This is a genomic window from Sphingobium sp. TomMM35A (assembly GCF_054771735.1).
The window spans coordinates 608,018-627,228 of sequence record NZ_BSRC01000002.1; the positions used below are offsets into that span (position 1 = coordinate 608,018).

Annotated in this window: 17 protein-coding genes and 1 other annotated feature; of the genes, 4 read left to right on the forward strand and 13 right to left on the reverse strand. The window is 60.5% G+C overall.

The annotated features are described in order from the left end of the window. Positions 1–15: 15 nt before the first annotated feature. From ACYU8T_RS15850 to ACYU8T_RS15860, 3 genes are all read right to left on the reverse strand, one after another. Positions 16–1,773: an ABC transporter ATP-binding protein/permease gene (locus tag ACYU8T_RS15850; RefSeq protein ID WP_461160232.1), complete on the reverse strand. Its 1,758-nt coding sequence runs from the start codon at positions 1,771–1,773 to the stop codon at positions 16–18. 95 nt (positions 1,774–1,868) lie between these two features. After that, on the reverse strand, positions 1,869–3,125 hold the full coding sequence (trxA, locus tag ACYU8T_RS15855; RefSeq protein WP_461160233.1) for a thioredoxin: 1,257 nt from the start codon (positions 3,123–3,125) through the stop codon (positions 1,869–1,871). A gap of 122 nt (positions 3,126–3,247) precedes the next feature. After that, positions 3,248–5,851 (reverse strand): TonB-dependent siderophore receptor, encoded by a 2,604-nt coding sequence (locus ACYU8T_RS15860; RefSeq protein ID WP_461160234.1) that lies wholly within the window; start codon positions 5,849–5,851, stop codon positions 3,248–3,250. Between the two features lie 253 nt (positions 5,852–6,104). Here ACYU8T_RS15860 and ACYU8T_RS15865 point away from each other — a divergent pair, with 253 nt between their 5' ends. Further along, on the forward strand, positions 6,105–7,367 hold the full coding sequence (locus tag ACYU8T_RS15865; protein WP_461160235.1) for a glycoside hydrolase family 1 protein: 1,263 nt from the start codon (positions 6,105–6,107) through the stop codon (positions 7,365–7,367). An 80-nt stretch (positions 7,368–7,447) separates the two neighbouring features. Then, the gene (locus ACYU8T_RS15870; protein ID WP_461160236.1) at positions 7,448–7,744 is read left to right on the forward strand and encodes a hypothetical protein; all 297 of its coding nucleotides are present in this window, start codon (positions 7,448–7,450) and stop codon (positions 7,742–7,744) included. Positions 7,745–8,042: 298 nt separating this feature from the next. After that, positions 8,043–8,098: a sequence feature (sul1 is cis-regulatory element that is thought to sense ions involved in sulfur or methionine metabolism; They are found in Alphaproteobacteria), on the forward strand. A 144-nt stretch (positions 8,099–8,242) separates the two neighbouring features. Here the strand turns inward: ACYU8T_RS15870 and ACYU8T_RS15875 are convergent. Next, positions 8,243–8,395, reverse strand: coding sequence for a hypothetical protein (locus ACYU8T_RS15875; protein WP_461160237.1), 153 nt, complete (start codon positions 8,393–8,395; stop codon positions 8,243–8,245). Positions 8,396–8,444: 49 nt separating this feature from the next. After that, a complete protein-coding gene (locus tag ACYU8T_RS15880; protein WP_461160238.1) occupies positions 8,445–9,764 on the reverse strand; it encodes an Hsp70 family protein in 1,320 nt (439 codons plus the stop codon). Positions 9,765–9,926: 162 nt separating this feature from the next. On the opposite strand from ACYU8T_RS15880, the gene ACYU8T_RS15885 reads away from it, so the two are divergent. Then, positions 9,927–10,382 (forward strand): YaiI/YqxD family protein, encoded by a 456-nt coding sequence (locus ACYU8T_RS15885; protein WP_461160403.1) that lies wholly within the window; start codon positions 9,927–9,929, stop codon positions 10,380–10,382. Between the two features lie 58 nt (positions 10,383–10,440). On the opposite strand, the gene ACYU8T_RS15890 is transcribed toward ACYU8T_RS15885, so the two are convergent. From ACYU8T_RS15890 to ACYU8T_RS15920, 7 genes are all read right to left on the reverse strand, one after another. Further along, positions 10,441–10,824, reverse strand: a complete 384-nt coding sequence (locus ACYU8T_RS15890; protein WP_461160239.1) for a hypothetical protein — start codon at positions 10,822–10,824, stop codon at positions 10,441–10,443. An 86-nt stretch (positions 10,825–10,910) separates the two neighbouring features. After that, positions 10,911–11,537 (reverse strand): glutathione S-transferase family protein, encoded by a 627-nt coding sequence (locus ACYU8T_RS15895; RefSeq protein WP_461160240.1) that lies wholly within the window; start codon positions 11,535–11,537, stop codon positions 10,911–10,913. 87 nt (positions 11,538–11,624) lie between these two features. Next, on the reverse strand, positions 11,625–11,996 hold the full coding sequence (locus ACYU8T_RS15900) for a hypothetical protein (protein ID WP_461160241.1): 372 nt from the start codon (positions 11,994–11,996) through the stop codon (positions 11,625–11,627). Positions 11,997–12,066: 70 nt separating this feature from the next. Continuing rightward, on the reverse strand, positions 12,067–14,031 hold the full coding sequence (locus ACYU8T_RS15905) for a response regulator (RefSeq protein ID WP_236575214.1): 1,965 nt from the start codon (positions 14,029–14,031) through the stop codon (positions 12,067–12,069). 121 nt (positions 14,032–14,152) lie between these two features. Beyond that, complete coding sequence (locus ACYU8T_RS15910; protein ID WP_461160242.1) at positions 14,153–15,655, reverse strand: ATPase domain-containing protein; 1,503 nt, start codon at positions 15,653–15,655, stop codon at positions 14,153–14,155. A 145-nt stretch (positions 15,656–15,800) separates the two neighbouring features. Further along, on the reverse strand, positions 15,801–16,106 hold the full coding sequence (locus tag ACYU8T_RS15915) for a hypothetical protein (protein WP_461160243.1): 306 nt from the start codon (positions 16,104–16,106) through the stop codon (positions 15,801–15,803). 16 nt (positions 16,107–16,122) lie between these two features. Beyond that, positions 16,123–16,629, reverse strand: a complete 507-nt coding sequence (locus ACYU8T_RS15920; protein ID WP_247230196.1) for a hypothetical protein — start codon at positions 16,627–16,629, stop codon at positions 16,123–16,125. 198 nt (positions 16,630–16,827) lie between these two features. Here ACYU8T_RS15920 and ACYU8T_RS15925 point away from each other — a divergent pair, with 198 nt between their 5' ends. Continuing rightward, the gene (locus tag ACYU8T_RS15925; RefSeq protein ID WP_461160244.1) at positions 16,828–17,217 is read left to right on the forward strand and encodes a nuclear transport factor 2 family protein; all 390 of its coding nucleotides are present in this window, start codon (positions 16,828–16,830) and stop codon (positions 17,215–17,217) included. Between the two features lie 42 nt (positions 17,218–17,259). Here the strand turns inward: ACYU8T_RS15925 and htpG are convergent, their stop codons facing one another. Beyond that, complete coding sequence (htpG, locus tag ACYU8T_RS15930; protein ID WP_461160245.1) at positions 17,260–19,140, reverse strand: molecular chaperone HtpG; 1,881 nt, start codon at positions 19,138–19,140, stop codon at positions 17,260–17,262. Between the last annotated feature and the right edge of the window lie 71 nt (positions 19,141–19,211).

The window sequence follows — 19,211 nt, forward strand, 5'->3', positions numbered from 1 at the left end:
AAAAGATGTGTCGCGTCAGGCGAGTTCTACATGATCAGCCGGATCGCTTTTCCTCTGGACGGTGTCGCCGCCCGGCAGCAGCTGGAGGACCCGGCTGTGATAGGCGAGCAATGTGGCGCGATGTCCGACGCTGAGATAGGTCGCACCACTTTGCGCCAGCGCCTCGTATAGTTGCCGCTCGGTTTTCCCATCCACCGCGCTCGTCGCTTCATCCAGCACGACATAGCGCGGCGCGGCCGCAAGCGCCCGGGCAAAGCCGATCCGCTGCTGCTCTCCCAGCGACAGCACGCGCGCCCAGTCGATTACGCTGTCGAAGCCGCCATGCATCGCCGCCAGATTTGGAAGGGACACCTTTTCCAGCAGTTCCTGCAATTGCGCCTCGGGCATGACCCGATCCGTGTTGGGGTAGAGCAACTGCTCGCGCAGGCTTCCGAGCAGCATGTAGGGCCGTTGGGGCAGGAACAGCATCTCGTCAGGGGACGGCATGCCGATCTCGCCCTTCCCTTCGCGCCAAAGCCCCGCGAGCGCGCGCAGCAGCGAGCTCTTGCCGACGCCGGTCCGGCCGACGATCAGGACATTCTCGCCGCCCTGGATCGTCATCGTCAAATCGCGCAGCAGCGTGCGCTCCTTGCCCGGCGTCTGTAGAGTCAGCTTGTCGATGCGGATATTGTCGTCATGGCTGAAGCGGATCGATCGGCTGCTATCGGTCGCGTTTTTGGCGACGGCGTCCGCCTTCTCCATGATCTCGACAAGGCGCACGACGTGCGGCGCGCTGTTGGCGAATACCGGCACGAAATCAGTGATGGTCTTGAAATTGTTCAGCAGCAGGGTCGCCGAAGCCGTCGCTTGTGCGATGGTGCCGAAGCTGATTTGATTGTCGAAATACATCGGCACCAAGATCATGGCCGGCAGCGCCAGCCAGACCGCGCCGAGCCCAGCTTTAATGCCGCCCATCACCACCTGATAGCGTGCCTGCGCGATCCCGATCCTGATGGCGCGCATCAGGCGATTGTCGATGCTGGCCGCCTCCGCCATCTCGCCGCGGTACAAGGCCACCGTTTCCGCGTTGATGCGGACGTGCAACATGCCAAAACGCAGGTCGGCCTCCGCCACCGTAGAATCGAAGCTGAGCCGGATAAAGGGGCGATAGATCAGGAAGATAACCACCGTCATCGTGACGCCGTAGATCAGAACGCCAAAGAACAGGACGGGCGTGATGCTATAGAGAATCCAGCCTTGGACGCTCAGTCCTGACAAGGACCCGAATATGACATTGGGCAGTAACGTGATCATACGGCACAACTGGCCGACTTCCGCCTGCATGCGCTGATCGACGTTATCGAGATCGGCATCCTGCTCGATCCGGTAATAGACCCGGTTACCGAGGAATCGGCCTACGAGATCGCGCGTGGTCCAAGTGCGCCAGTGCAGAACGAGCCGCTCGAACAGATAGTTGAACAGATGATTCAGCAGGCCGACATCCGGCGGGCGGCTAATCAAAAGTCCAACCAGTGCCAGCAACAGGAAATATTGCCAATAGGCGACCTCCTGCCGCTGAATGAGCGCGTCACTCATCTGTTTGGTCAGAAACGAAAGCTTCGCGCCCAAGGCGGTTTCGCCGAAGGCGAAGGCGATCCAGACGCCGAGCGCGCACCAAGAAGGCCACGCACCCTTGCGAGTCCAGTAGGGGCGCGAAAATACGAACATGCGCCGCAGGAACCGTCCGTCGATCCGGTAGTCTCTGCGATCGCGGAGCGTTTGGGCGGGAAGCATGAAACAGGCCTTTCGACGGCGGAACTGGAACGCTGGAGCGAAGGTTGAAGACAGAGGATTAGAACTCGATTTTTCCGGGAAATTCCGAAAAGCGCTTATTTACCGAGCAAAGAAAGGCGGCTGATCAGATCGTCCGCGATATGCCGGACGATGTTCAATCGAACCTTCATGCGGAAGACCAGCCAGGCGTCGTAGCGTCTCCATAGTTCGGGCTCGGCAAGACGCCTGTTCTGCCTTGCCTGCCGCATTTGCTCATCGACCAAATTGGACCAGCGCTCTGTTTCGGCGGGATTCTTGGGCCTGTCGCCCAGCTTTTCCCTGACGGCGTCAAAATCGTCCCGGTTCGCCGTTACGATCAGGGCACCATCTTCCCGGCTCCAATCGGGATAAACGTCAAAGTCCCGGATAGCCATATCTACGACCTTGCTGATCAGCATGGCGGGCTGCTGGCAGAGCGGATGGGCCAATTCCTCAAGGGCTTGAGAGGCACGCCCGCCGTCATCGGCTTGATCCAGCAAAATGGCTTCGCGCTGAAGCTTTTCCCACTCCGCTTCGGGGACTGCCTGATCCGCACGTTCCCGATCATGCAATGCCCGCACCTGTGCCAGCAAATCGACGGCCGTCTCGTCATTCAGATAATGGGGGATGTTCCACTGTGAATTATAGACGAAGTCATACAGAAACGCGAAGGGCACGCTGCCGGTATCGACACCTACCGGAATGGCCCGCACCACATGGGTGATCTGCTGGTGCACAAGATCGAGGGTCGACGGATCGCTCGAATCCTGCAGTATCCACATCATGTCCAGGATCGCGCCCAAGGCGGCCGGAACGCCAACGACATCCTGGAAGTCAGCCCCGTCTCCCGGCAATATGAGAGCAGGCGCGTTGGATATCGAAGGAACCTTGGCATTCTCCCAGCGAGATAGGCACGCAGCCTTCACAGCCTCATCACCGGAAAAACTACGCCACTCCTGCGATTTTGGCTTCGGCGCGTCGACCTCGGAGAGCGCCGCAGTGCCCTGTGCATCCAGCCCGAGTTCACTGAACCATTGCTCGACCGACACTTTGAGGCGCCCCGGCGTCGGACCGGTCACCCGCCCCTGTTCCTCACCGTTCGAGAACAGGATCAGGGTCGGTATGCTGCGGACATTGAACCGTGCCGAAATGGCGGGCCAGTCTTCGATATTCACCTTCACGATCTTCAGCCGGTCGCCATATTCCTCTTCGATCTTCTCGATATGAGGCAACAACGCGCGGCAAGGCCCACACCACGGCGCCCAGAAATCGACCAGCACGGGCACTTCGCCTTGGACATTCTGGTCAAAACTGCTTTCGTCGGTGTCGATCAAGGTCGATGCTCCATTTTCTTGCCGGGCGTCGCCGCCCGGCGGGACACGGCGATGCGCCGTTCATTTCAGTCAAATCACCGCCGGTGTGGACCGAGCCAAATCACCGGCGGATATGCGCGGCTTTACAGCCGCCCGCGCAAGGCGAGCATGAAGGCGCGCGGCTCTCCGTAGAAGTTGCCAAGCCGGGTGCTGTTGATCGTGCGGTAATATTTCGCGTTATTGATGTTCGTAACGTTCAATGATGCCGACAACGCGTCCGTGATGTCATAGGCGATGCGCGCATCGAAGACGTGATATTCCGGCTGGGTGAAGTTGAAAGGTGTGAACGGAACGGTCAAATTATCCCTCTTGCAGAGGCCCGAATTTGTGTCGAAGTCGCCGTTTATACAGGCTGTTCCGACGGTATATCGCGAGCTTTCGAGGCGGAAGCCCAAGCCGAGGTGGAGCCCCTTCAGCAACGATCCGGCATCATAGTCGCTCCACAACTTGATCTGGTGCTTCGGCTGCTGCGTAACGGATGCACCGCCAGCCGTATTAGCGACGTCCCGGTCGAAATCCTCCTTAACATAATTGTAGGACAATTGGACCTGAAGGTTCTTCAGCACCTCCCCGCCCACTTCGAAATCGATCCCCTTGTTCTGATACTGCCCGCCATTGACATAGCAGCAGCTATACCCAGGACGGATAGATCCAAAGCCTGTCTGAACGGCCCTGTTTTCGCTCATCTGCTTGTAAAAGCTGAGCGATGCATTGATCTTCCCGTCCATGAAGCTGCCCTTGACCCCAACCTCATAGGTGTCGCCGGTAACAGGCGGCAATGTGTCACCTTCGGCAGTGATAAAGGTCGCCTGAGGCGTGAAAATCTGGAACCAGCTTCCATAGAGGCTCAGATTTTTGGTGATGTCGAAGGAGGTTGAGACACCGGGACTGAGATGGGCGTTCACCTTGTTGGTCGGCGCCACGATAGTGCTGGTGAACGTTCCAAATCGAACGAAATTGGTAGAATCCAGTTCGAACCAGTTCAAGCGGGCGCCAAGGCTGAGATGCCAGAAGGACCGCGGTTTAAGATCCAGCTTGCCATAGACGCCGATTTGCCGCGCCTCTTGCGTGCGGATCGACCCGTCGGGAAGCGTGGAGGGAAACACAATCAGATCGGGATCATATTGGGCGAGCGGAAAGGTGTAGAAAACGTTCGCCTGATCGGCCGTATTCTTTTGCCTGGTCTTGAGATAGTCGGCGCCCAGCGTCACCTTTTGGGTTTGCCCGAAAAGATCAAATTGACCGGAAAGCGCCGCCGACGCGTTGAAGCTCGTAAGCTCATTTTCGAGCATCGCTGCGGTGGCCAGATGTCTGACGGGGATATTTACTTGGGTCGATGCGATGTTGTTTGAAAATGCGACCTGCCTCGCATCTCGCGTATATTTCTGCCACTCGCTTTTCACGACCAAGGACCAGCGGTCGGAAAACTGATGATCGATCTGCCCGAACGCGCCGTAAGTATGTGAGTTCTGGTAATCATCAGGCGAACTCAAGGAGAAGGATCGGCGAAGTTGCAGATCTTTTCCGTCATTGCCGAATGGCAGGCCGAAATTGATCGGTCCCTGAATATCACGATATTGGTAAGAGCCGCCCACGCGCACCAGCGTGCGCGGGCCGAGGTCCGCTTCGGCGACACCATAAAGGTTGATGGTGCTGGATTGCTCGAAATCGTAGAAAGCTTCCTTGTCCTGATAGGACAGGACAAAACGCTGGCGAACGCGGCCATCTTCAGTCAGCAGTCCGTTAGCGTCGATCACGCCCCGGTAATTGTTCCACGAACCGCCCTGCAGCTCGAATGAAAACTGCTGATGATCCAGCGGGCGTTTCCGCACAAGGTTTACGGTGCCGCTGGGATTGCCCGCGCCGCCGAACAGCGCATCGGCGCCGCGCAGAACTTCGACATGGTCAAATTGCGCCATGTCGGGTGCCGGAGCATCGCGCAGGAAAGTGCTGACTGCCCCGCCATCGGTCGCAAAGGAATCCACGATGAAGCCGCGCGACAGATACCTCTGCTGGCCAGTCTGCACGGTTTGCACAGTGATACCTGGCATTTGCTGCAAGGCGTCCTGAACATTGGTGATATTCTGTTGCTGAAGCCGCGCCGACGTGACGACGCTCGCCGACTGGGGAATATCCTTGAGCGCTACGGGGGTACGGCCGCCGACCGTGACACCGTTGCTTGTCAGGCTCCTCGTACCTTCGGTCGCCGTCACGTCCGAACTGCCGCTAGCCCCAGCACCGGAACCAAAGCCGTCAAGCGCAGCGAAGGCACCCCCGCCTGCACCATTTCCCGTCTCACGCGTTCCTTCGACCAGCACGCGATCGAATGTGCGAGCACCAGATGTAGACGCTTCGGGTGCACGCTCGATCACGATCACATTGCTGCTGCTGTAACGGAATGTCAGGCCCGTGCCCGCAAGCAAGCGGGCCAAGCCATCGGCGATGGGATAACGGCCGCGCACACCTGGGGAGGAAACGCCGTTCGCGACGCTGGAATCAAGGATCAACTGCACGCCCGCCGCCTGCGAAAAAGCGATGGCCGCACGGCTGACCGGGCCGGGGGGAATGTTCAACTCCACGCCAGTAGCCGCCGTTTGTTGCGCCTGCGCCCCAGCCGGCAGAATGCCGGTGCCAAGAGCCAAGCTGCTGACAACAGTGCCCAGGCACATTCTTTTGAAAAAGTTCATATTCCCCCTCGTCTCGCAACTGCTACACGGAGGAAACGTCTCGCCGCCCCCCGACCCGCAAACCACGGACGAACGAAAGTTGCTGACAGGATAATCGGCTGTTCTTCGGCACACATGCCGTCAGCGCTTGACTCACGCGGCGAAAGCACCGGTGTAATCGTTGCAATAAAAGAACGATCACGTTCCTTTATTGCAACGCCCGTGACGCCCAGCTACTTACCACAAGAGCGTGATTGCGAGAGGATCCCGAAAGATGTTGAACCGGCGCGATGCTATCGGACTAATGGGAATTTCCGCCGCCAACTTGGTGGCGCCCTCTTTCGCGCGCCCGTTGCCTAGGGCGAAGGATTTTCTCTGGGGCGCTGCCGGCTCAGCCTATCAGGTCGAAGGCAACAACATAAATAGCGACATCTGGCTGCTGGAAACTCTTCCAAATTCGCCCTTCAGGGAGAAATCCGGCGATGCATGCGACCATTACCACCTGTACGATCAGGACATCGCACTTCTGGCAAAGCTGGGACTCAACAGCTATCGTTTTGGCATTGAGTGGGCAAGGATCGAACCTGAAGAAGGCAGATTCTCTACTGCGGCGCTTGCGCATTATGGACGTATGCTCGAGAGCTGTCATCGGCATGGCGTGACACCGGTGGTGACACTCCACCATTTCAGTTCCCCGCGGTGGTTCGCGGCGAAGGGAGGGTTTGAGAATAGCGGCGCTCCGATGCTCTTTGCCCGCTATGCCGGGCGGGTTGTGGAAGCATTAGGAGATCGGATTGGCTGGCTTTGCACCATCAACGAGGCCAACCTGTCTTTCGGACCCGGAACAAGGGCCCTGGCGGCAGCTGCAGCCGCCACCAACGTCCCTCGCTTTTCCACCTTCCTCTTCTCAGACGAAAGCCGGTCCAAGCCGATTGTGCGAGAGTGTCATGGCGCAGCACGCGCTGCAATCAAGGCCGTTCGCCCTTCACTACCCGTCGGATACACGCTTGCGATGGATGATGTGCAAGATGCGCCGGGGATGGAAGGTCGCGCGGCGACCCTGCGTTCAGAAATGTTCGATGTCTGGCTCCGCCAAGCAAAGGGCGACGATTTCTTGGGGGTACAAAATTACACGCGTAGCGTAATTGGAAACCGGGGGCGACTTCCCGCGCCGCCCGGCGCGCTTGTAAGTCAGGTTGGGCAGGAATTTTATCCTTCGGCACTTGGCGGCGCTGTCCGTTATGCAGCGGCGAATGCCGGTGTACCTATTCTCGTTACCGAAAATGGCATCGGCATCGAAGATGATGCAGTGCGAATACAGTACATCGATGAAGCATTACGCAGCCTGAAAGCCGCAATCGACGATGGGATCGACGTGCGCGGATATATTCATTGGTCTTTGCTCGATAACTTTGAATGGCTTTTTGGCTATCGTCCGAAGTTCGGCCTGATTGCAGTGAACAGAGACACCCAGAAGCGCACTGTAAAGCCGAGTGCCCGGCATTTAGGGAGAATGGCGCGCCGAAACTGGAATTAGGAACTTTGCTGACTTTGATGATGGCGCGGAGCAAAGTCCGCTGTTGGACGTTAAGCTGGTTCAACAAAGGGAGCGAGATTATGAAGCGCACAACGACCTTGGCAGCTATTATCGGCATGGGCCTGACCCTTGCGGCGTGCGGCGGCAAGGGTGACGACAAGTTGGGCGAACAGGCGCAGGAAGCCGCAGAGAATAAGGCCGACAAGATGGACGCCATGGCAGACAATATGAGCGGCACTGCCGAGGACATGATGCAGGCCAAGGCGGACGCCACCCGCGAGGCGGGGGAAGCGCGCGAAGAGGCGATCGACGAGTCCGATATCAATGCCGAAGCGCTCACGCCAGCCGAGCGAGCGAAGGTGATCAACGGAAACTGAGACGCTGCCGCAAATTCGCGTTCCGGTCAATGCCACCGGAACTAGCAAAGGAGAGAGCGAATTAGGGCGTTGCGAACCCTTGTGCAGGAAGATGGCCGTGGGAAGCAAAGCAGCATAAATAGGCAGCTTTAGGTCATTGTAGCCCAATTTGGGAATCGAAGCCGAAGTATACAGGACCTATATTGGCATGACCAAAAAGATGACTGGCAGATCATAGGATTTGGCTCTCCGGCAAAGGCATTCTCCACGTGAAGAATAAAACCTCCCGACATGGAATTGCGTTGGACCTACGAGCGCCTTAGGAGCCGGTCAAAATTCGGGTGACTATTCTGGCCGCCGGTCCGCCGGACAACGCGACGGTGGTCGTTACCGTGGCCACGCAAGACCTGTCCGCAGGCGTCGCCGTCGGAGTGCTACTGAGCGGCGTGTTCATCGCTTTCGGTTAACGCATCTGATGGAGGTGCGGACTGCATATGACATTACGAGCGATACGCGCACCTATGTCGTCACCGACCAGATTTTTTTGCCAGCGCAGACATATCCGCTGACCAATTTGATCTGCGCGACACTGTCGGACGGGTCCGCATCGACCTTTGAAGCCATTTCGCCTTTCAGGTCCGCCTCCCAATTCACAGGCATCCCAGCTTGCATGCGCCAGATCCTGCGCTGCCTTCCCCTGGTAGCGGCGCAGGGCCATGGTTCAGACCTGCTCTGCTTCATCGTCACTCGCCGTCCATTCGGCGATACTGTCCTGCTGGCCGATAAGCGCCAGGCCATGGGCGATGGAGGTCAACTCATCGCCGCTCGCAATATGGCTGGTGGGGAAGCGCGCCTCGAACAAGCGACGCACGGCAGGAATCAACGAAGAGCCGCCGGTCAGAAAGACATGGTCTATCGCGTTCGCGCTGATCCCAGCCCGATCGAGCGCCACGTCGACCGTCGTAGCGATGCGTGCGAGGTCGGGGGCGATCCAGCTTTCGAAATCGGCGCGACTGACATCCGCCTCGACTTGCACCCCGGCGCTGTCGAAATGGAAATGCGCGTGCTCGTCGGTCGAAAGCGCCCGCTTCAACCGGCCGACCGCGTCATAGAGCGGATAGCCAAGCTCATTTTCCACCACGGCGATCATCCGGCCAATTGCCGCAGGATCGCTCGCCGCCCGCTTCAGCTTCTCCAGCTCGGCCAGGGTGCGCCGGTTGTGCATCAGCGCCAGCCGGGCCCAGTCGCCGAAATCGGCGAAATGGCCCGCCGGTATCTCCAGCACCTTGCCCATGGACGTATAGGTGCCGCCCTTGCCCAGCATCGGCAGGACCAGCTTATCCATGATGCGATAATCGAAGCGATCACCCGCTATGCCGATACCTGCGGAACCAAGCGGCGTGCAGCGTCGCGCGGCCCCCGGCGCTTCGATCCGCACGACGGAAAAATCGCTGGTGCCGCCGCCAAAATCGGCGACCAGCAGGGTGGCGGGCTCGTCCAACCGCGCGGCGAAACTGAAGGCGGCACCCAGCGGCTCATAGACATAATGGACTTCCCGTTCGAGGGCGGCGAACATGAGGTCGTATCGCTGGCGGGCAAGCGCGCTGTCCGGGCGCTGCCCCGCATAGCGCACCGGGCGGCCCACGACGACGCGCGACGGCAGATCCTTCAATGCGTCGGCGGCGTGCGCCCGTAAGCGATCAAGAAACACATGACCCAGTTCCTCGAAACGCAGCCGCTTTTCGAAGATGGTGGCATGTTCGAACGCCTTGCTCGCCGCGACGGATTTGAAGGATTGCAGGAAGCGGCTGCCTTGGGGAAATTCCAGGAATTCGGCGATGGCCCACGGCCCGGCTTCCTTTGCGACGCCACCGGCCGCGGCATCATCCTCCCAGAAGCACAGCGCGGAGCGGAAGATGGAGCCGCTGTTGCCAGGCGCCGGATAGCCCACCATGGTCGCCTCGCCATCCACGCCGCCGAGTGCAACGACCGAATTAGTGGTGCCGAAATCGATGCCGGCCGACCGAGCGAGCGAAGTCATGATTGCTGTCCATGCGATAGTAAGGATGAAGGCGGGCGCGCGGCTATTGCAGGCATGGGCGCGCGGCGCAACCAGCCGTCTGCACAGGTGCCTTCATCGGCAACGTTTCAGACATTGTCGAAGGCTCTCCCTTTTTCAGGCGATCGCCTCTACATCCGCTGGATGCCCCAGATCCTCATTGATGCTGATGCTTGTCCGGTAAAGGATGAGACCTACAAAGTCGCGTGGCGATACGACGTGCCTGTCATCGTCGTCAGCAACAGTCCCATTCGCATACCGGCACATCCGCTCATCTCGCGCGTGGTGGTGAGTGACGGATTTGATGCAGCGGACGATTGGATCGTGGAGCATGTGGATGCAGGCTCTGTCGTGATAACCGCAGACATATTGCTGGCCGACCGATGTCTGAAGGCCGGATGCGGGGCGGTGGTCGCGCCAACAGGTAGGCAATTCACCAGCGCTTCCATCGGCAATGCCGTTGCGACCCGGGCCATCATGGCGGATTTACGCGCGGGAGCGATGGGTGATGGTCTTGGTGGACCAGCGCCGTTCGCGAAGGCGGATCGGTCTCGCTTTCTCTCCATCCTGGATCAGACGGTGGTCCGGCTCAAGCGGTGACCCTGGGCGCTGACCAACAATTTATCGAACGCGAGCCGCGCACATCCATCGCGCTGGTTCACAGAGTTTGAACAAGTTCTACAGCGACGCCCTGATCTGTGCTTATCACCGCCATGCGGACTCCGGCATCGACATAGTCTTTCGCCTCCATAATGACCGTCGCATGCGCTGCTGTTGCTGCCACGACGGCCTCATCAACATTGATCCCCGCGATCTGGATGGTCGCTCCCGTAGCAACATTTGACCGGTCGCAAAGCTGAATGAATTTCAGCATCGGTCCTTTCCGACCGCCCAAGGTCATCACAATTTCCTCGAACGCCTCACCCGGCTTGCCACCATAACGGTGTATCACCTCGAAGCCGAAGACGGTGCCGAAGAAAGACTCGCACGCTGAAAGGTTTGACGTCTGCAACTTCACGGCCGTGAGTGCGGGCTCGTTCATGATGCTCCCCTCCTTATTATCGCATCTCTCATCTCGCGGCCGGCAGATCACCCTGATCCCTATGCTCGTCAGGCCATCTCCGGCGGCTACGCACCTGGAGGAACCACCGGGCCACCCAGGGCGACCGCCTTCTGATAGGCAGGCCTCGCCTTGAACCGGGCCACATAATCGCGCAGCTGCGGATATTCGGCAAGCAGGCCGGCTGGGTCCGCCAGTTCGATGAGATATGCGAGATGGATGTCGGCGATGGTGAACTCTGCGCCCAGCAGCCAGGGACCATCCCCAATCCGTTCCGCGATGTAGGCCAGTGTCTTGGAACGCTCAGGAATGACGAACCTCGATAGGCCCTCCTGCAGCCCTCCCACCATCCCGCCAATCAGCGTGAGCATGATCGGGAAGGCCGCGGATCCTTCGACATAATGCAGCCACTCGTCGTGCAACGCGCGCGCGTCGGTGCCTGGCACTGGCGCCAGGCGCCCTCCTCCATGGCGGTCGTTGAGATAAGTCAGTATCGCTCCGGATTCAGCAATCGTCAGACCATCGTCCATCAAGACCGGTGCTTTGCCAAGCGGATGCACCGCGGCCAGCTTCGGCGGTGCACGAAAGCTTTCATCCCTCTGGTACATGATCATTTCGTAGGGGATGCCTAGCTCTTCGAGAGCCCAGAGAATGCGGGTTGAACGGGAATAAGCCAAATGATGGAGCGTGATCATAGGGGAGCCTCAATTGCGCGGATCAATGCAAAATGGTTGTTGCTCAGATACAAACCGCAGATCATAGCTTCTACCTTGGGGAATAGTCTAGAAACGAGCCGGCGCAGTCTTGATCGGCACCGGCTCGGGCAATCGCCTCCAGCCCAAGTCTGCGATGACGTCGTTGCTTTGCACGGCTTGCCGGCCCCGGCTGCGGTCGAGGGACCAGGTGATGTGGAAGGTGCCGCCGTCAGGCCGCCCGCTGTTCCCGCCTACGACGACGATCAGGGCCTGAAGTCCTTCGCCGTCGCTGATGCTGCCGACGATCTCCGCCTGCTGCGGCTCGGGCAGCGGAGCGTCCTGCGGCACGCCGGACGCCAACGTGATGTGATCCGCAATGACGTCCGGCCAGAGGGGCGGAAAGCGATCAAGCAGGGAAGAGCGCTCCGCCTCATCAAGTTTCCAGCCGATCGCCGGCATGTCCTGCTCCTCACTTGTAGGGTATCAACGTTCCAGCGGCGCGTTGGTCGCATGGGGCGAGATCGGTCGATCAGCTTTCCAGCATTTCGCGGATGCGGGCGGAGAGCATTTCAATCTGGAACGGCTTTGTAATCATCTGCATGTTATCCGACAGGAAGCCGCCGCGCACCGCTGCCCCTTCTGCATAGCCGGTCACGAACAGGATCGGCAGGTCGGTCAGATGCTCCCGTGCGATTTCGGCGAGTTGCCGCCCGTTCATCCCCGGGAGGCCGACATCCGAAATCATGAGGTCGAAGCGGCGGCCTGATTCCAGGATGCGCACGGCCTGCTGCCCGTCTGCGGCTTCGGTCGCCTCGTATCCAAGCTCCTCCAGTACATCGCGTACAAGAAGTCGCACGGATTCATCATCTTCGACCAGCAGCACGGACTGACCGTCGCCATGATGGATGGCCGCGCTTTCGGCGGGCGCTTCATGGGGCTGCATATCGGCGACAGGCAGGAATATCTTGACCATCGTTCCCTCCCCCACCTGTGAATCGATGCGAACAAGTCCATTGGACTGCTTGGCGAAACCATAGACCATCGACAGGCCAAGGCCGGTCCCCTGCCCGATCGGCTTGGTAGTGAAGAATGGGTCGAACACCTTGTCGAGCGTATCGCCATCGATGCCGACGCCCGTGTCGGAAACCCCGACCATGATGTAGCGGCCCGGTGCGACACCCGGATTGCGGGCGCAGCATTCTTCGTCCAGTTCCACCTCTTCACAGGACAGTGTCAGTCGGCCCCCATCCGGCATCGCGTCGCGGGCGTTGATGGCGAGATTGATGATCGCGCTTTCAAGCTGGTTTGCGTCCACCAGCGCCGGAGGTAGCGTTGGCGAGGATGAGAGGATCTCCACCTCGATGGATTCGCTCATGGTACGGCGGAGTAAATCCTCCAGCGAATGGATCAGCTTGCACACATCGGTCGGCCGGCTGTCGAGCGACTGCCGCCGTGAAAAGGCAAGCAGCCGCGCGGTCAACCCAGCCGCGCGCTGGGCCGACGTGCTCGCGGCATCCATGAACCGTTCAAGATCGTCCAGCCGACCGCTGGCGATCCGGCGCTTCAATATGTCGATCGCTCCAATGATCCCGGTCAGCATATTGTTGAAATCATGCGCGATGCCGCCCGTCAGTTGGCCGACCGCCTCCATCTTCTGCGCCTGCCGCAGAGCTTCCTCTGCACGGGCGCGCTCTTCCGCTTCGGCTTCGAGCCGAGCGAGCGCATCGCGCAATTCACGCGTGCGAACATCGACTTCCTGCTCCAGCCGCTGAGCGGCCTCTGCGAGCGCCTGCTGGCCCCGTTTCTGTTCGTCGATGTCGACGATTACGGAAATGGAGCCGGTGACACGCGAGCCGCTGGGGTCCCGGAGCGGGACGCCGCTTACCCGCGTCCATACCGATGGCCTGTCTGGCGGGTGGTGGAGGAATTCGATGCCCCGCACCAGCTCGCCCCTGAGCGCGCGCATGGTGACGAAGCGATCACGCGTGATCCGGCTGCCATCTTCTTCATAACCTTCCCACAATTCCTCGGCATTGGGCAGCCGGGCGGGAATTTCGCCGCTGGGCAGGAAGCGGCGAAATGCAGGATTGGACAGCAGCGTGCTGCCATCGGCATTGACGAAGGCGACGCCCACCGGAAGGTTTTCCAGCAGCGTGTTCAGACGGCTGCGTTCGGCATCAATCGCTGCGAACTGATCACGGATCAGCAATTGCTTTTGACGTGCCCTGATGCCGGATGCGACGGCGCTGATGAGCGACTCTCCGCTGACCGGCCGCTCCAGCAGGATGACGCTCAGTGCATTGTCCGGCAGCCGCCGCCTGACCGCTTCGCTGGACGCAAACCGTCCCGCCTGCCGCCCTGCGAGAAGCACGAAGGGCACGTCGGACCAGGCAGGCTGCGCCTCCAACGCCAGCCGTAGCGGTTCGAGATTGGCCAACAATGCTTCTTCGGTGACCAGCACCACCCCGGTTTGCTCGTCGATGGCGTGCGCCACGTCAATTAACGTAGGGCATATTTGAACGGGATGCCCCTCGCCCTCAAGCAGGCGCGTGACGCTTTCTGCGTCGCTGCCATAAGGTGCGCTGACAAGGACCCGAAGGGACGGGGATGCGGCCTTATGCACGGCCGGGGCGGTCCTCCATCAACGGTGAGGCAGCGCCCAGATATTGCGGTGTGCCGGTGAGCACGCCCCGGAAGTCGGACAGGGGTGCGCCTACCCGAACACCGTGAGAATCGATGCGGAATTCACGGATCGAGTCCTCATGCGCGCCGCTGCGATGCTTGATCACGGACAGCGCCTTGCGGATGCGGCCCTCCGCTTCGAAGAAACGCAGGAGGATGACGATGTCGGCGATGTAGGACACGTTAAGTTCGTCGGCGCTCATCGATCCGAAGAAGCCCTGCTGCGGATTGACCAGCAAAGTCACGACGCCGCGATGGCTGAGGTAGGACAGCAGCTCATGCAATTGAAGGATGAGCTGCTGTTCCTGCGACATGGCCGCGAGATAGCCATTGAGGCTGTCGACAAGCACGATGCGCGCATTCCGATCCTCAACCTCGCGCCGGACCATTGAGGCAAATTCCCCGGGCGCCACCTCGGCTGGATCGATCTGGCGGATGACGAGCCTGCCGTCATCCATCAATGCCTGAAGATCGGTGCCGAACAATTTGGCGCGGCTGATCAGCGTCCCGATCCGCTCGTCAAATTCGTAGATGACCGCATTTTCGCCCCGTTCGCAGGCGGCAACCACATATTGCAAGGCCAGTGTCGTCTTACCTGCGCCAGCCGGGCCGGTGATGAGCGTGGTAGTGCCGCGCTGGGGACCGCCGCCCAGAATGGCGTCCAGTTCGGGGATCTTGCTCGGCACCGGATCACCCACGAACGGCGCATGATGATCGGACGCGATGAGGCGCGGAAAGATGTCGATGCCGCCTTTGCGAATGATCATGTCGTGGTATCCCGCGACGAAATCGACGCCCCGCATCTTCTGGATTTGCATCCGCCGCCGGGCCGCTCCGAAATCCAGTGTCAGCCGCTCTAGCGTGATGACGCCGTGGCACAGGCTGTGCAGGTGATTATCGCGGACGCCTGCGCCGCCGGTCAAGTCGTCCACCAGCAGGACAGTCGTGTCGATCTGAGCAAAGAACTGCTTCAGGAACAGCAGCTGGCGGCGATAGCGAAGCGGGTCCTGTGCGAGCAGCCGCAATTCGGAAAGACTGTCGAACACGATGCGCCGCGGCTTGATCCGCTGCACCTCTTCCCGGATCAGGTCGATCGTGCCGCCCAGCTCCATTTCCCAGCTGTGAAGTATGGACTGATCGCGCCCTATGCCAAGCACCGACTCGGCTGAAGCAAGTTCGAACAGGTCAACATTGTCGAGGCTCCACCCGTGAGAGGCGGCCACAACGGATAATTCTTCGCTCGTTTCAGAAAGGGTCACATATAGTGCCCGTTCGCCAGCCCTAACCCCTTCCAACAGGAATTGGAGGGCAAGGGTGGTCTTACCCGATCCGGGCGCACCTTCCACGAGATAGAGCCGCTGGGCAGGGAGGCCGCCGCCCAGCACCAGGTCCAGCCCAGCATTGCCGGTGGAAACGCGATCAAAAATTCCGGTCATTCAGCCATGCCTCCGCCACGGCCGTCACCATATCAATCGACGTGAGAAAATCCATTGCCTCCCGCCAAAGCGAGGAACGTGCCGCACCGCCAGTCATGCCGGCATTAACGCCTTTTCATGCAGGCGGTTGCATCTTTGTCGTGGCTTAGCGGCCAGGCGGATCGTGGGGAGCAGGCGCAGTGACGGGGCGCAAGCTTTCGCGGTCCTCGGGCGGGACGGGCGCGGTGGGATCAGGGCGATAATGCTCCTCCGCCCTGACGGTGCCATCGGGATGGCTGTCACCCAGCAGATCGGCGGGAACATGACCGGTCGAGGGCTCGGTAGACGCCTGACTGGGACGGGACCGCGCTGTTGTTGATCCGGGCGTTAGTTGCGCATCGGAGCGAGATCGGTCGAACAGCTTCTTGGCGATGAAGCCTGCACCGGCGAGAAAGGCGAGCTTGCGGATCATGGTAGCGAAATCCTCGTCAGTGGTGGGTCACTTCGGGCGCACGGACGAAGGGCATGTCCTCAGGCTCGATCGTGGTGGGATGATGATCAGCATCATGCATCTGGCGGCCGAGATGCCGCACCTGCTGCGTGCGGCTCGCATCCCGGCGGGCGGGGAAGGCCTTGCCCGTTTCCTTGTCGAGAGCCCGCGCCACAAGTGCGTCGATGATGGTGGCTCCCGCGACGAAGGCGACGGCTCCCCAGACGCCGCGATGGCGCGGCGCCCTGCGAGCGGCGAGGCCAAGGGCTGCCAAATCCATGGCGTCGCCTGCCACCCGGTTCCACACCAGCGTCGAATGCGCTGGCGCGGCGAGCAATCCTGCCCCGGCGAGCATCTCCCGCGCGCCGAAGACGCGCAAGGTGGTGCGCCCCGCGCGATGATCATTGCCCAGGGCGCGGGCAATCCGGCGGGTCGCGGCTATTTCGGCCACGCCCAGAGCAATTGAGAAAATTCCCAGGCCAAGGCTGATCCGCCGGGCATCCATGGTCGGCCTCCTATGCTGTATCTGCTGGGGCTAACGGCTTGGCGGGGAGCGTGTTCCCATCGTCGGAGCCCGCTTACCGGAGCAGCGCCAAAGCGACGGGAAAGAACGGCGGCCGGTTTTGCTTCGGCCCCTATCCTTGCGGCACAGCGGGCGCTCCGTCATAGCGGGTGACAGCGGCCAGTCAGATCGGAGTGATGCGTGACCCAATCCTGCGACCTTGCGATCCGAATGCAGCGGGCGGCGTTCAACCGCGCTCTGGCAGACATGGACCTGAGCGCGATTGGGCCGCTGCTGTCGTCCGGAGCGATACTTGTGACTGGCAGCGACAGCGGGGTCATCACGGGCCGCAGGGCGCAGTTGATGGCATGGAAGCGCGAATTCGCTTCACCCGGCCGCATTGTCTATGTTCGGATGCCGACCAGCATAACCGTCTCGCCGGTTGAGCCGATCGCGATGGAACAGGGTGAATGGAAGGGCGTTGCCGCAGACTCGCAGGAGCCCGCTGCGTCAGGCATCTACAGCGCGAAATGGCGTAAACTTCGTGGCGAGTGGCTGATAGAGGCCGAAATCTTCGTGACGCTCGCCTGATGCTGGCTGGCCCGGCAACGACGCCGGGCCAGCCGATCGTTTCTAGCCCAAAGCCTTCGCCATTACCCGCCCGAGCCGTTCGGCAAAGGCGCGCGGATCGGCGGGCAGTTCGCCATCGGCAATCCGCGCCTCGTCCAGCAGCAGCCACGCGGCATCCTCGCGCAGGCTGCTGCCGTTCTGGAGGCCGCTCAGCCCGACGATGAGGTTGTGGCGCGGATTGAGTTCCAGCACAGGCGCCGAAGCGCCGCCGCCCCGACCGGCAGCGGCCAGCAGCTTTTCCAGCTGCCGGTCCATGCCATGTTCGGCCGCCACGAGGCAGACGGGGCTTTCAGTCAGCCGTTCGGACACCCGGACATCCGATACCTGGTCCTTCAAAAGCTGTTTCGCGAAATCGATGAAGCTGCTGACTTCCTCCGACGCAACGGGCGCCTCCGTTTCACCCTCGGGCATAGGGATGAGGCTGAGGTCGGCAAGGCCTTGCGTCACCGACTTGAAGGGTTTGCCGTCATAGTCGACGCCAGCGGTGACCCAGAAGCTGTCTACCTGATCCGTCAGCAGCAGCACCTCGATACCGCGCGCGCGGAAACCTTCCAGCTGCGGAGAGGAAGCGAGCCGGTCGAGATCGGAGCCGGTGGCGTAGTAGATCGCCGTCTGGTTCTCCTTCATGCTCGCAGAATAGTCCTTGAGCGAACGCCAGCCTTCGCCGGATGCCGTGGATTTGAAGCGGGCTAGGCCGAGCAACTGCTCGCGCCGGGTGTAATCCTCGTACAGCCCCTCCTTCAGCACCGCACCGAAATTGTCCCAGAATTTGATATAGCCCTCGCCATCATTGGCGGAGAGCTTCTCCAGTTCGGTGAGCACGCGATTGCTGACGCCCTTCTGGATCGCGGCGAGAACGGGGCTCTGCTGGATCATCTCGCGCGAAACGTTGAGCGGCAGGTCGCTCGAGTCCACCAGACCACGCACGAAGCGAAGGTAGCGCGGCAATATCTCCGCCTCGTCCGTGATGAAGACGCGGCGGACATACAGCTTCATGCGGCCGGTGCGGTCCGGATCGAAAAGATCGAACGGCTTCATTTTGGGAATGAACGCGAGCACGGAATATTCGTGCAGCCCTTCGGCCCGATAGTGCAGCGTCAGCGCGGGCTGGTCAAACTGACCAGCGACGCTGCGATAGAAGTCGGTATATTCTTCGGCGCTGATCTCGCTCTTGGGCTTGGTCCAGAGCGCAGCACCATCCGCGATCTGTTCGGCCTCCGCATCGGGCTTTTCCTTGAGGAAGATCGGCACCGGCACATGGCCGGACTGATCCTTGATGATCTGCTGGACGCGATAGCGTTCAGTATAGGACGCCGCATCCTCCTTCAGATGCAGCAGGACGCGCGTGCCATGTTCCGGGGCTTCGCCTGTATCGGCGGATTGGACAGTGTAGGTGCCAAGGCCATCTGACGACCAGCGCGCCGCCTGATCGGAACCTGCCCGGCGCGAGAGGACATCGACCCGATCGGCCACCATGAAGGCGGAATAGAAACCGACGCCAAACTGGCCGATCAGCTGTGTGCCTTCCGCATCCTTGGCGCTGGCGACACGCTCCATGAACGCCTTCGTGCCCGAACGTGCGATCGTGCCGAGCGCCTCGACCAGTTCGGCCTCGCTCATGCCGATGCCATTATCCTCGATCATGAGCTGGCGCGCTTCGGGATCGAGCGTCACCGTCACTTGCGGGCTGCCGCCAGCAGCGAGCGCAGGATCGCTGAGGCTCTCATAGCGCAGCTTCTCGCAGGCGTCGGCGGCGTTGGAGATGAGTTCGCGCAGGAACACATCCTTGTCCGAATAGACCGAGTGCACCATCAGGTGCAGCAATTTGGCTACGTCAGCTTCGAAGGAACGGGTTTCAGGAGCAACGTCGGTCGGGTTCGTCATGGCGTTTCTTTCATGCCCTCCAATGAATTTTGGCCGCCGGACAGATGGCGCGGCACGGCTCGCGTTTCAAG